General features: G+C 58.9%; 12 protein-coding genes. 7 read left to right on the forward strand and 5 right to left on the reverse strand.

Going from position 1 to position 13,481, the window contains the following annotated elements; all coding sequences use genetic code 11:
* Window positions 1-119: 119 nt before the first annotated feature.
* A complete protein-coding gene (locus AAE029_RS23865; protein WP_371075386.1) occupies window positions 120-446 on the forward strand; it encodes a hypothetical protein in 327 nt (108 codons plus the stop codon).
* 82 nt (window positions 447-528) lie between these two features.
* Here the strand turns inward: AAE029_RS23865 and AAE029_RS23870 are convergent, their stop codons facing one another.
* The 3 genes from AAE029_RS23870 to AAE029_RS23880 all read right to left on the reverse strand — a co-directional run bounded on the left by AAE029_RS23870 (window position 529) and on the right by AAE029_RS23880 (window position 1,472).
* The gene (locus tag AAE029_RS23870; protein ID WP_371075387.1) at window positions 529-771 is read right to left on the reverse strand and encodes a DUF982 domain-containing protein; all 243 of its coding nucleotides are present in this window, start codon (window positions 769-771) and stop codon (window positions 529-531) included.
* Between the two features lie 136 nt (window positions 772-907).
* The gene (locus tag AAE029_RS23875) at window positions 908-1,090 is read right to left on the reverse strand and encodes a hypothetical protein (RefSeq protein WP_371075388.1); all 183 of its coding nucleotides are present in this window, start codon (window positions 1,088-1,090) and stop codon (window positions 908-910) included.
* Between the two features lie 154 nt (window positions 1,091-1,244).
* Window positions 1,245-1,472, reverse strand: coding sequence for a DUF6719 family protein (locus tag AAE029_RS23880; protein WP_371075389.1), 228 nt, complete (start codon window positions 1,470-1,472; stop codon window positions 1,245-1,247).
* A 247-nt stretch (window positions 1,473-1,719) separates the two neighbouring features.
* On the opposite strand from AAE029_RS23880, the gene AAE029_RS23885 reads away from it, so the two are divergent.
* The 5 genes from AAE029_RS23885 (at window position 1,720) to AAE029_RS23905 (ending at window position 9,994) form a co-directional block, all read left to right on the forward strand.
* Window positions 1,720-4,008 carry a transglycosylase domain-containing protein gene (locus AAE029_RS23885; protein WP_371075390.1) on the forward strand — a complete coding sequence of 763 codons (2,289 nt, stop codon included), beginning with the start codon at window positions 1,720-1,722 and terminating at the stop codon, window positions 4,006-4,008.
* Window positions 4,009-4,300: 292 nt separating this feature from the next.
* On the forward strand, window positions 4,301-6,214 hold the full coding sequence (dnaK, locus tag AAE029_RS23890) for a molecular chaperone DnaK (RefSeq protein ID WP_371075391.1): 1,914 nt from the start codon (window positions 4,301-4,303) through the stop codon (window positions 6,212-6,214).
* 82 nt (window positions 6,215-6,296) lie between these two features.
* Window positions 6,297-7,433, forward strand: coding sequence for a molecular chaperone DnaJ (dnaJ, locus tag AAE029_RS23895; RefSeq protein ID WP_371075392.1), 1,137 nt, complete (start codon window positions 6,297-6,299; stop codon window positions 7,431-7,433).
* A 224-nt stretch (window positions 7,434-7,657) separates the two neighbouring features.
* Window positions 7,658-9,523, forward strand: a complete 1,866-nt coding sequence (locus AAE029_RS23900; protein WP_371075393.1) for an adenylate/guanylate cyclase domain-containing protein — start codon at window positions 7,658-7,660, stop codon at window positions 9,521-9,523.
* Window positions 9,524-9,787: 264 nt separating this feature from the next.
* Entirely contained in the window at window positions 9,788-9,994 is a 207-nt protein-coding gene (locus AAE029_RS23905; RefSeq protein WP_371075394.1) for a hypothetical protein, read from the forward strand.
* Window positions 9,995-10,089: 95 nt separating this feature from the next.
* Here the strand turns inward: AAE029_RS23905 and AAE029_RS23910 are convergent, their stop codons facing one another.
* A complete protein-coding gene (locus AAE029_RS23910) occupies window positions 10,090-11,037 on the reverse strand; it encodes an MBL fold metallo-hydrolase (RefSeq protein ID WP_371075395.1) in 948 nt (315 codons plus the stop codon).
* A gap of 172 nt (window positions 11,038-11,209) precedes the next feature.
* The gene (locus AAE029_RS23915; protein WP_371075396.1) at window positions 11,210-12,208 is read right to left on the reverse strand and encodes an alpha/beta fold hydrolase; all 999 of its coding nucleotides are present in this window, start codon (window positions 12,206-12,208) and stop codon (window positions 11,210-11,212) included.
* Between the two features lie 176 nt (window positions 12,209-12,384).
* On the opposite strand from AAE029_RS23915, the gene AAE029_RS23920 reads away from it, so the two are divergent.
* A complete protein-coding gene (locus AAE029_RS23920) occupies window positions 12,385-13,404 on the forward strand; it encodes a GlxA family transcriptional regulator (protein WP_371075397.1) in 1,020 nt (339 codons plus the stop codon).
* The last annotated feature ends 77 nt before the right edge of the window (window positions 13,405-13,481 follow it).

The following is a 13,481-nucleotide window of genomic DNA, read 5'->3' on the forward strand; positions in this document are numbered from 1 at the left end:
CGCCGCCCTTCCAGCAAGGCTTCATTGGCAGTTGCTCCCGCCTTTGTTCCGGATCATGTTCATGCAGAGTTCATTCAGAATAGTGTAACCTCTTCTTCAGTAACGGAAGGAGTACACCCATGAACAGGATCGTCACCGCGACCATCGCGGCAACGTTGGGTTTGGGGGCGGCTCTGACTTCTGTCGAGCCGGTAAGTGCGATGCCATTGGCGCGTCCGTCGATCTCGGAAGCATCCCCGATCGAGCAGGTACGGCACCGACGCCATTACTATCGCGACTACCCCTACTACTATGAAGATGATTGGGATTGGCGGCGAGAACGGGCTTGGCGCCACGATCGTCGTGATTGGCGCCGCTCATACTACAGGCGCCATTGGCATCGTGGATATGACTGGCGCCGCGACTATTACCGCGGCAACGGAATCTATCTCGAGTTCCGTCTCTAAAATATCCAAGGAAAAGCCCGCTCACGCGGGCCTTTTCTTTTCCGCTCTCATGTCAAATAGAGCCCGTTTGGACGGAGGCGCGTCAATGCTTGCTTATTTCCACTTCGCGAACCGCAGCGAGAAATTCCGAGCGGGCTTCCTCGGCGGTGCCACGACCGGCAAGTGCTGCACGGCACTTGCTGCGGGCCCTTAAAAACTGGATACCCCGCATGTCCGGCCAGCCCTCGGTCAAACAAATCAACGCTTCGAAGGGACCTCCAACGATGCGTGAACCTTCACCGATAAAGCTGACCTCGATGGGTTTTTCCCATTTTTCGGTCGGCATGATCGTACTCCTCCCTTCGTCACAATCACTCTGAGCCATAATGAAACAGGACAGTCGAAAGTTCCAGAGAGATGTATAAAACAAAAAGGGTACCCCCGGTGACCTTCACTCTATCAGTGGCATTTCCTTGCAACTACTATCGGAATTGTGGAGGTCTTCGCGCATTCATGAGCAGCTCATGCCTTGAAGCGAAGTCTCCGAACATCTTCCGGAGGCGCTCCTCCTCCGCACGGTCAAGACGATGCCGACGCGCAAATTCCCTGATGCTCCAGACCTCGCGCAGCCTCGTCTCATCAATCTCTTTCGTATCGATTCTCATTGAACGTCTCCGGCTCTACTCTTGAGACCGCGATGGAACGCGCGATGAAGTGAAAAGTTCCAGCTGGACCGCGCAATACCGCGGTTGCGGAATCCGCGCTCTTAGCCAGTTTCAGCGTCAAGCTGAGCCGGCGTATGCTTCTCCTCATCAGATATCACTGATGAACGCACTTTTTTGTTATCTTTTCTCGATTCTTGGCTTTGGTGAATTTGGCGATCATTCCCGCCGGGCAACTCTTGTCGTCGAAGAGAACTGTCTCACCGGCTGCCATCGACGATACGGTAGGCCGCTGCGTGACCTTTCTCGACTGGGCATTCGATGGTGAAACTGAGGCGGACGTCGCAAAGATCGCAACGGCGATCAAGGTGATGACAGGACGCATTGTAGCCCCTCCATGGCACTGTGCCAGCTAACCAAACGGCTGCTCCGACGACAAGCTGTCCAATGGTACTAACTCGAAGCGATAAGGAATTGCGGCTGTTATCAAAGCGGATTTTCAGTTCTTTAACCACCCCTTAAATCGCCGCATTTAGAGTCCACCGAGCGGTGGGTCCGCACGAACGGCTTTGGGCGGCAAGCAAGCCTGTCCTGCAGGTAATCAGAATAATCGGAGATACGACCGGTCCGCGATGGCAGGCAGAAACAGATCACGCGACAGGATAGAACCTTCGTTTGCCGGCAGCGATGATCACGGCGATGACGACTTTTCTCTCGATGCCAGCGACCGGATTGCGGGCGGACGATCGTCCGGTCGCAGGAATGCGGATATTCCACGGGCGAAGTCTCAGAAAAGACGCGGTAAGGTTGAACGGCGTAAGTCCGGCGGTTTCACCGGCCTGATCCGCAGGCTCGTCTATTGGTGCATCGTCCTTGCCATATGGGCGGGCATCGGCGTTGCCGGACTGGTGCTCTACTACGGCTCACGCATGCCGAGCGCCAGCACCTGGGCCATTCCCGACCGTCCGCCGAACGTCAAGATCGTTGCAGTCGACGGAAGCGTGATCGCCAATCGCGGCACGACTGGCGGCGAGGCGCTCTCGCTCGACAACATGTCGCCCTATATTCCGGAAGCCGTGATCGCCATCGAGGATCGACGCTTCTATTCGCATTACGGCATAGATCCGCTCGGTCTTGCGCGTGCGCTGGTCACCAATCTCGTCAGCGGCCGCACTGTCCAGGGCGGCTCGACGCTGACACAGCAGCTTGCCAAGAACCTGTTCCTTTCGCCGGAGCGCACGCTGGAGCGCAAAGTGCAGGAGGTGCTGCTCGCTCTCTGGCTGGAGCAGAAATACACGAAGGATCAGATCCTTGCGATGTATCTGAACCGCGTCTTCTTCGGTTCGAACGCCTATGGCGTCGAAGCGGCCTCGCGGCGCTATTTCAACAAGTCCGCCCGCGACGTCAGTCTCGGCGAGGCGGCCGTGCTGGCGGGCCTCTTGAAGGCCCCGTCGCGCCTGTCTCCCGCCCGCGATCCGGAGGCCGCCAATGCGCGTGCGCAGGTCGTGCTGCAGGCTATGCGCGATCAGGGCTTCATTACCGATGCGGAAATCAAGACCGCGATGTCACAGCCGCCGGCAAAGGCGAAAAGCTACTGGTCGGGCGCCGGCCAATACGTCGCGGATATGGTAATGGACGAGCTTTCCGGCCTTGTCGGCGACGTGAAGGAAGACGTCGTCGTCGATACCACCATCGATAAATCACTGGAAAAGAAGGCAGAGCAAACCCTCGTCGACGTCCTCGACAAGGATGGCGTCAAGCTCGACGCTTCCCAGGCAGCACTTGTCTCCATCGACGGCACAGGCGCGATCCGGGCGCTGGTCGGCGGCAAGGATTATGCGGAGAGCCAATTCGATCGTGCCGTCAAGGCGAAACGTCAGCCAGGTTCCTCTTTCAAGCCCTTCGTCTATGCCGCCGCACTCGAAATGGGGCTCACTCCTTCCTCCATCCGCAATGACGCGCCGGTACGGATCGGCAACTGGACACCGGAAAACTACGAGAAGAAGTATAGCGGCGAGGTGACCCTTGCGACTGCCCTCGCCCATTCCTTGAACACGATTGCCGCGCAACTCGTCATGGAGGTCGGGCCAGAACAGGTCATCAAGCTCGCCCACCGGCTCGGCGTCGAATCCGAGCTCCAGCCTAATGCCTCGATCGCGCTCGGCACGTCCGAAGTCTCGCTGATGGAGCTGACATCCGCCTATGCCGCCTTCATGAACGGCGGTTACAAGGCGACACCGCATGTGATTCGGCGCATTACGACCGCGTCGGGCAAGGTCCTCTACGAGAATACATACGGCGACCCGCCGCGTGTGCTGTCCGAAACGATCGTTGCCGAAATGAACGCCATGATGATGGGCGTCATCAACGGGGGCACGGGCAAGAGCGCGCGCATTCCGGGCTGGCAGGCAGCCGGCAAGACGGGAACCACCCAGAATTCCCGCGATGCGCTCTTCGTCGGCTTCACCAGCAACCTGACGACAGGGGTCTGGTTCGGCAATGATGACGGCAAACCGATGAAGCGGGTGACCGGCGGCGGCCTTCCGGCGAAAGCCTGGAAGGAATTCATGGTTGCTGCACATCAGGGATTGTCACCTGCACCGATCTTCGGCGGCGGCCAATATATCGACAACGGCGGCGATGGTCGGCCGGTAGCGCAATCATCGCAGGAGCAACAGCCAACCACGATCGGGGGTCTTATCTCCGGCGTTCTCGGCGGCAATGAATTACCGCAGCGCCCCGTTCAGCAGCAACAGGCCGGCTCGCCGCAGAACTATCCCGTGCCGCCCGGCGACGTGGCCGTGCAGGATGGAACAGGCTACGACAACATCGTGCCTCCCGGCGATGTTGGCGAGCCGTCGAGCACCTCCGGCGTGCAGCCGCGACGCACGACGCTTCTCGACATCATCATGGGCAATTGATCATCCTGCTTCCTGATATCGCTTGCATGAGGGACGTAAGGCTGATCTCATAGGAAATCCACCGTTTTTCAGGGTGTCGACATGCTGTTTAAGACGCTGAAGCATTTCAGGCACAACGCATTCGTTTTGCTTGATTCCGGTTTAACTCTCGCCTTGCAGTCAGTAAAACCGCTACTTATATACGCGGCATCACCGCAGTCATGACTGCGCAATCCACAAGACCATCCCGTAAGGGGCTGTCAGGGAAACGCCTGTTCGGGGTTCCGACAGCTTGCTTCAAGGAGAGAATGACATGGCAAAAGTAATTGGTATCGACCTGGGAACTACGAATTCCTGCGTCGCCGTCATGGACGGCAAGGACGCGAAAGTGATCGAAAACGCCGAAGGCGCCCGTACCACACCTTCCATGGTGGCATTTACCGATGACGGCGAACGTCTTGTTGGCCAGCCGGCAAAGCGCCAGGCCGTTACCAACCCGACGAACACGCTGTTTGCTGTCAAGCGCCTGATTGGCCGCCGCTATGAAGATCCGACGGTCGAGAAGGACAAGCACCTGGTCCCCTTCAAGATCCTGAAGGGCGACAATGGCGACGCTTGGGTCGAAGCCAATGGCAAGTCTTATTCTCCGTCGCAAGTCTCCGCGATGGTTCTTCAGAAGATGAAGGAAACCGCCGAATCCTACCTCGGCGAAAAGGTCGAAAAGGCCGTCATTACCGTTCCCGCCTACTTCAACGACGCGCAGCGCCAGGCAACCAAGGATGCCGGCAAGATCGCGGGTCTTGAAGTTCTGCGCATCATCAACGAGCCGACCGCTGCTGCGCTTGCCTACGGCCTGGACAAGAAAGAAGGCAAGACCATCGCTGTCTACGACTTGGGCGGCGGCACCTTCGATATCTCGATCCTGGAGATCGGTGACGGCGTGTTCGAAGTGAAGTCCACCAACGGCGACACCTTCCTCGGCGGTGAAGATTTCGACATGCGCCTCGTCGAATACCTTGTTGCCGAGTTCAAGAAGGACAACGGCATCGATCTCAAGAACGACAAGCTGGCCCTGCAGCGCCTCAAGGAAGCTGCTGAAAAGGCCAAGATCGAGCTCTCCTCCTCGCAGCAGACCGAAATCAACCTGCCGTTCATCACGGCCGACGCTACCGGTCCAAAGCACCTGACCTTGAAGCTGACGCGGGCCAAGCTCGAAAGCCTGGTCGACGATCTTGTCCAGCGTACGGTCGCACCTTGCAAGGCAGCCCTCAAGGATGCCGGCGTTACCGCTGCCGAAATTGACGAAGTGGTCCTCGTCGGCGGCATGAGCCGCATGCCGAAGGTCCAGGAAGTCGTCAAACAGCTGTTCGGCAAGGAACCGCATAAGGGTGTCAACCCGGATGAAGTGGTCGCCATGGGTGCCGCCATCCAGGCCGGCGTTCTGCAGGGCGACGTCAAGGACGTTCTGCTCCTCGACGTGACCCCGCTGTCGCTGGGCATCGAAACGCTGGGCGGCGTCTTCACCCGTCTGATCGAGCGCAACACGACGATTCCGACGAAAAAGAGCCAGGTCTTCTCGACCGCCGACGACAACCAGCAGGCCGTCACCATCCGGGTCAGCCAGGGTGAGCGTGAAATGGCCGCAGACAACAAGCTGCTCGGCCAGTTCGATCTCGTCGGCCTGCCGCCAGCCCCGCGCGGCGTACCGCAGATCGAAGTCACCTTCGACATCGACGCCAACGGCATCGTCAATGTCTCCGCCAAGGACAAGGGCACCGGCAAGGAACAGCAGATCCGCATCCAGGCATCCGGTGGTCTTTCCGACGCCGACATCGAGAAGATGGTCAAGGACGCCGAAGCCCATGCCGCTGAAGACAAGAAGCGTCGCGAGGGCGTAGAAGCCAAGAACCAGGCCGAAAGCCTGATTCACTCCACCGAGAAGTCGCTGAAGGATTATGGCGACAAGGTTTCGGAAGCCGACCGCACCGCGATCTCTGACGCGATCGCAGCGCTCAAGACCGCTGCGGAAGCCAGCGAGCCGGACGCAGACGATATCAAGGCCAAGACCCAGACCCTCATGGAAGTTTCCATGAAGCTTGGTCAGGCGATCTATGAAGCGCAGCAAGCAGAAGCATCTTCAGCCGATGCATCCGCTAGCAGCGAAGACAATGTCGTCGATGCCGACTATGAAGAAATCAAGGACGACGACCGTAAGAAGTCCGCGTAATCCGCGGAAGGCGGTTATGCTCAACGATGAAATCCGGCTGCCATTGGCAGCCGGAAATCCATTTTCCGGGGTCTAATCCTTTATGGCAAAAGCGGACTTTTACGAAATTCTGGGTGTGGCCAGAACGGCGGACGAAAAAGAACTAAAAAGCGCCTTCCGCAAGCTGGCGATGAAATATCATCCGGACAAGAACCCGGACGACAAGGAAGCGGAACGCAAGTTCAAGGAAATCAACGAAGCTTACGAAATGCTCAAGGACCCGCAGAAGCGGGCAGCCTATGACCGATACGGTCACGCGGCTTTCGAGCATGGCGGCATGGGGGGTGGCGGCTTCGGCGGCGGTGGTTTCGCGGGCGGCGGATTCTCCGATATTTTCGAGGACATCTTCGGCGAGATGATGGGCGGCGGCCGCGCGCGCAGCCGCTCCTCCGGCGGGCGCGAACGCGGCGCGGATCTCCGTTACAACATGGAGATCACGCTGGAAGAGGCCTATACCGGCAAGACGGCGCAAATCCGCGTCCCGACCTCGATCACCTGCGATGTCTGTTCGGGTTCGGGCGCCAAGCCCGGCACGCAACCGAAGACCTGCAGCACCTGCCAGGGTGCCGGCCGCGTGCGGGCCGCCCAGGGCTTCTTCTCAATCGAGCGGACCTGCCCGACCTGCCACGGCCGCGGCACGATCATTCCCGATCCTTGCCCGAAATGCCATGGCCAGGGCCGTGTGACGGAAGAGCGATCGCTCTCGGTCAATATTCCGGCCGGTATCGAGGATGGGACGCGCATTCGCCTGCAAGGCGAAGGTGAAGCGGGCTTGCGCGGCGGTCCCGCCGGCGATCTCTACATCTTCCTGTCGGTGAAGCCGCATGAGTTCTTTCAGCGCGACGGCGCCGATCTCTATTGCACGGTTCCGATCTCGATGACAACGGCCGCGCTCGGCGGCACCTTCGACGTCGCAACGCTCGACGGCACGAAATCGCGCGTCAGCATTCCGGAAGGAACGCAGGTTGGCAAGCAGTTCCGATTGAAGAGCAAGGGCATGCCGGTATTGCGGTCGAACCAGACCGGCGACCTCTATATTCAGATCCAGATCGAGACGCCGCAGAAACTCACCAAGCGCCAGCGCGAACTGCTGCAGGAGTTCGAGCAGATCTCCTCCAAGGAGAATAATCCGGAATCAACGGGTTTCTTTGCTCGGATGAAGGAATTCTTCGAGGGCTGAGGCAAGCGAGCGTTTTGCTAAACCAAAGAAGCCGGGAGCAAACGCTCCCGGCTTTTTTCCGTCAAGGCCGCCGATACAGCCAGCCGCAACCAGTCGATACGCCTGTCCCAATTCGAAACGCGGTTGCTTTTTCCTGCGGAAAACTTTGCTAACGATCTGCAGGACATGTAAGTAATAAATGGTTAAATTAGCGTTTCCGACTACAAGAGAATTTCGAGGGACACTTGGAACGCCGACTAGCCGCAATCCTCGCAGCAGACATCGTTGGTTACAGCCGGCTGATGGGCACCGATGAGTCCGGTACGCTCGCTGCCGTGAAACGGCATCGGAACGAACTGGTCGATCCCAAGATCGCCGTGCACAAGGGACGCATCGTCAAACTGACGGGAGACGGAATGCTTGTGGAATTTCCGAGCGTCGTGAACGCCGTTGCCTGCGCGTCGGAAATCCAGCGGGACATGCGGCAGCGAAACAAGGATGTGCCCGAACAAAAGCGTATCGAGTTCCGCATCGGCGTCCACCTCGGGGATGTAATCGTCGAGGACGGCGATATCTTCGGCGATGGCGTGAATGTTGCCGCACGGCTCGAGGGCATCGCCGAGCCCGGCGGCATCGCGGTCTCTGCGTCTGTGCGTGATCACGTGGGGTCGCGCCTCGAACTCACGTTCAACGATCGTGGCGAGCATTTCCTCAAGAATATCGAACATGCCGTCCGGATCTATACGATCTCGCTCGATCGCCCGGTCGTCTCGCCAACCGCTGCGACAACACTTGCGACAGCAAAGGAAAGGCACAAGCAACTCATCGCGGTTCTGCCCTTCACCAATATGAGCGGCGATCCGGAACAGGAATATTTTTCCGACGGCATCACCGAAGACATCATCACGGATCTGTCGAAGATTTCCGGTCTTTACGTCGTCGCCCGCAATACATCATTCACTTACAAAGGGCGATCCGTGAAGGTGAAGCAGGTCGCGCAGGAACTCGGCGTCAATTTCATTCTCGAAGGGAGCGTCCGTAAGGCCGGCCAGCGTGTCCGCATCACCGGCCAGCTCATCGACGCAAAGAATGGCGGCCACGTCTGGGCCGACCGCTTCGACCGCGATCTCACCGATATCTTCGCCATTCAGGACGAAATCACCCATGCGATCGTCGATCAGCTCAAGGTCAAGCTATTGCCGGAGGAGCAAAAGGCGATCGCCGCGGAACCGACCACGAATGTCGAAGCCTATACCTATTATCTCCGGGGTCGGCAGTTCTCGCATGCCTGGACCAGAGCCTATCTGCTGCTCGCGCGGCGCATGTTCGCCAAGGCGGTCGAGCTCGATCCGCTGTATGCCAGGGCCTATGCCGGCATTGCCGACTGCGAATCCGCTTTGCGTGACTGGCATGCCGACGAGTTTCCGCTCGAAAGCATCATGACGATGAGCGCCAAGGCGCTCACGCTCGATCCAAATCTGGCCGAAGCCCACGCCTCGCGTGGGCTTGCGCTGCATCAGGATGGTCGCGACGATGAAGCCGTCGCTGAATTCGAGCAGGCGCTTGCGATCGAACCCGATCTCTACGAAGCCAATTTTCACTACGGGCGCTTCCTGTTCATGCAGGGAAAATTCGAGGATGCGATCCGATTCTTCCTGCATGCCGCGGAGCTCAGGCCCGACGATTATCTGTCTCCGATCCATCTTATGAGCGCGTTTCAGTCGGTCGGGCGCTCGGATGAGCGGGAGAAATGGGCCAGGATCGGTTTCGAGCGGGCTGAGCGGGCGCTCGACAAGCATCCCGAAAATTCAGGTCCAGCCCATCGCGGAGCACTGGCGCTCGCCCATATCGGCGAAGGCGCACGTGCCAAGGAGTGGGCCGCCCGGGCGCTTGCGATCGATCCCGACGATATCGTCGCCCAATACAATACCGCTTGCGTCCATGCGCTTCTCGGCGAATGCGATGTGGCGCTCGATCTCCTGGACCGCCTGCTGCCCCACTCCTCCTGCTACCAGCTCATGTGGTTTAAATATGATTCCGATCTGGATCCTATCCGCGACCACCCACGCTTTCAGGGCATGCTGGACGCGATCAAGGCTTGCACGCCTTAGATCATAAGCGTGATCGGTTCGCCTGGATCGGGGCAGGATGCGGACGAAAACCGCGCTGCACTTTGCCTGGAATTGCTCCAGCCCGGCCCCCTAATCGGAATGGGCTGCAAAGAGACCTCATCCGCCCACAATTGTACCGAAGCGGGACATCTCGGAATTGGCGAACAAAATTGCATTAACGGCGGCCACGGATGCGCCTTGCAATTTCCCGAAATGGCATCAGTCTTGGCGCCGGAATGTTTGGCGACCTTATTGGAGTATCACGTGTCGACACCGGTCAACCCTGCCTTCTTCTCCGACGATGTCGATGTGCTCGCCGGCGCGCTCTATTCCTGGTGCGCGGAGCGCAACATCAAGCTGCGCAGCCAGCAGGGTCTCTCCGTGGCTAATATGGCGATTGATCTTTATCACGCAGGACACCAGACCCAGGACGAACTGCTCGTCGCTCTGCATGAGTGCGAATTCCACTAGAGACAGGTGGTTTCAGGCCGAATCGATCTCAAATCTAGCCAGCGGAGGAACCGCGCGTCCGAGCGGTTCCATTCACGACCAGGAAACGCAGCCTATCATGCCGCCACGAAACGGTAAGCATTGCCCGCGCGCTCGGCATAGCCGACACCGGGATAGGCCCAATGATAGCCCAGCATCTTGACCCTCTCGGTCGCAGCCTGATCGATCAGCGCCCTGCGGTTGGCAAGGGCGACCTCCGCATCGGTGTCGAAGCCGAAATGCCAACCGGGATGTTCGAAGAACACGACATTGCTGGTGGCGGCATCGCCGGTAATGATAAGTCCGTCTCCGCCGGCGAGCTGCAATGAAATATGGCCCGGCGTATGGCCGCGGGTATCGAGGACCTGGATGCCCGAGACGATTTCGTCACCGGCCTTGACCGTGGTCACACGTTCCCTGATCGCCGAGAGATCCCGCTGCGCGCCGCGGGCAAAATCATGCAATACCGAAGGCATATTTTTCTCGTAGTCCGGATCCATCCAGAATTGCCATTCGGCTTCGCTGACGAAATAGTCGGCATTCGGATAAAGCAGCTTTCCCTCCCGCGTCGTCAGGGCGCCGGAATGATCCGGATGCGCATGGGTCAGGACTATCTTCGTGATCGCGGCTGGATCGACACCCGCGGTCTTCAGGTTGTCGGCAAGACGTCCCGCGCTCGCCTGGAAATTCGTGCCAGAGCCGACATCGATCAGGATCAGATCGTTGCCGGTGCGGATGAGCGGAATATTGGCCTGAAACGGCGCGCTTGCAGCGTTGCCGCCGAGACGCTTTAGGATAGGCTCCCGCTCCTCAGGAGCAGCATCCGGCAGGATGACCTCCGCAGGAAGCGTAAGAAAGCCATCGCTCACCACCGTTATGTCGAAGGCGCCGTTGCTGAACCGGTGAATGTCGGCTGCATAAACGCTTTTCGGGAGGAGGGATAGTGCTGCGATGGAAATGCCCCCGGCCAGAACTGCCCGGCGCTCGGGATTGGAAAGCTCACTCTTTTCAGCAATGCGGATCATTATCGTTTTTCCTTGAAATCTCGATGGGGATACCGGCCGGTGCTAAAGCGGGATGCCGAAGGTGTGGGCGACATTCCACTCTAACTCCTTAATTCTAGAGAATCTTTCTGCGTTCAAGCGCATTCACTTGAACGCAGAATTCTCAAGCCGTTGACGCGTCGACATTGAACCGTCACGACCTTGCAAATTCCAGAAGATCCGCGTTGAGCCGTTCCTTGTGGGTATCGGTGATGCCATGCGGTGCACCTTCATAGACTTTCAGAATGGCATGGGGGACAAGCCTCTTGGAGGCGCGGGCGGCGGCATTGATCGGTACGATCTGGTCGTCGTCGCCATGGACGATCAGCGTCGGGACGTCGAATTTCTTCAGATCCTCCGTGAAGTCCGTCTGCGAGAAGGCGACGATCGAGTCATAGGTGTTCTTGTGACCACCCATCATGCCCTGCACCCAGAAGCTGTCGATCATGCCCTGTGACGCCTTGGCGCCAGGCCAGTTGAACCCGAAGAACGGGCCGCTGGCGATATCCTTGTAGAGCTGCGAGCGGTCAGCAAGGCTTGCGGCCTGGATGCCGTCGAAGACTTCCTTCGGCAGACCGCCGGGATTCTTGTCCGTCTTGACCATCAGCGGCGGGACAGCGGAGATAAGGCCAGCCTTTGCGACGCGGCCCGTGCCGTGGCGGCCGATATAGCGTGTGATCTCGCCGCCGCCGGTCGAAAAGCCGACGAGTATGATGTTGTTGAGATCCAATGCCTCGATCAGATCCGAAAGATCGTCAGCGTAGTGATCCATGTCGTTGCCGTCCCAAGGCTGGCTGGAACGCCCATGGCCGCGGCGGTCATGGGTTATGACACGGAAGCCGTTGCTCGCCAGATGGAAGGCTTGCGCTTCCCAGCTGTCGGCGGTCAGCGGCCATCCATGGCTTAGAATGACCGGCTGGCCGGACTTCGGACCCCAGTCCTTGTAGTAGATTTCGACGCCATCGCGAGTGATGATCTTGCTGCCCATTGTCGTTGCTCCTTCTGTACGGGTCTGAGAGGTAGTGGTTGCCGCCTTTGCGGGGTTATTGGTCGCGACGATTGCCGCAGCGGATGCGGCGGCTGCGAATGCGCCGGTGAGGATGTCGCGGCGGGAGACTGTTGCAGTCGTGGAAATTGCTTTTGCCTGTGCCATGGTGCTCTTCCTTTTTCATTTGCTCTTACGCAATTCCGAACGGAAAACCGCTTCGCACTTTTCCTGGAATTGCTCTAGATTTGAACCAGTTGCGTCCTGTCCGGTGCGCTGGTTGAATTGATACGCCGGCAGGCCTAACCTCACGACCGGCAAAGCTGACAACGATGGGGGCAGAAGTGACAAAGGCGGCGTTTGACAGTCCGGCAGAGATCGGAATCGTGGTCTATCCAGGCGCTCTGATGTCGGCGATCCACGGGTTGACCGATATGTTCCAGGTCTCCGGGATGCAGGCGGCCGAACAAGGCGGAAAGACTGCGCCGCAAATTCGTGTCAGCCATTGGCAGCTCATGGAAGATGGTTCGGTCGCAAAGACCATCGACACCCACCCAGGACCGTCCGCCGGATTAATGGCGCTAATCCTGCCACCGACGCTCGCAGATCTGCCGGTCGGCAAGCGCATGGGTAACCTGCCGCAGTGGATTCGACAGCAGCATGCCGGCGGCGCAACAATCTGCTCCGTCTGCGGCGGCGCCTATCTGCTGGCGGAATCGGGGCTGGCTACAGGGCGTACAGTCACGACCCATTGGTCGCATCGGGAGCTGATCGCCAAGCGTTTCGGCAATATCCGTATCGATACGGACAGGCTGGTGATCGACGAGGGCGACATCATCACCGCCGGCGGCATGATGGCCTGGATCAATCTCGGCCTGAAGCTGGTCGACCGGTTGATGGGTTCGTCGGTGATGCTTGCGACGGCGCGCTTCATGCTCGTCGATCCCGGTGCCCGCGAGCAGAGCTATTACAGCATGTTCTCGCCCAAGCTCGATCACGGCGACACCGTCATCCTGAAGATCCAGCACTGGCTGCATGGAACGAACACGAAGGGCATGACGCTGCAGACGATGGCCGATCGCGCCGGGCTCGGCGAGCGCACCTTTCTGCGCCGCTTCCAGAAGGCGACGGGTATCAATCCGACGGAATATTGCCAGCGTCTGCGGATCGCAAAGTCGCGCGAGCTGCTCGAGCGCTCGTATCTTTCGATCGAGCAGGTTGCCTGGCAGAGCGGCTACGACGACACCAATGCCTATCGGAAGATCTTCCGGAAGATTCTCGGCCTGTCACCCACCGAATACCGTATGCGCTTCTCGATCGCCGACGGACCGCGCCACCCGCAACTCGTCGGCGCGCCGATATAGGCCGTTCGCAGACGACGTCAGCCTTGCTATCCAATCGGGTTCGGCTTAGCTCTGGCCTTTCACCCGATCCGGATTCA

The sequence above is a fragment of the Sinorhizobium sp. CB7 genome (assembly GCF_041357635.1).
In the GTDB taxonomy this organism is placed as follows: Bacteria; Pseudomonadota; Alphaproteobacteria; order Rhizobiales; family Rhizobiaceae; genus Rhizobium.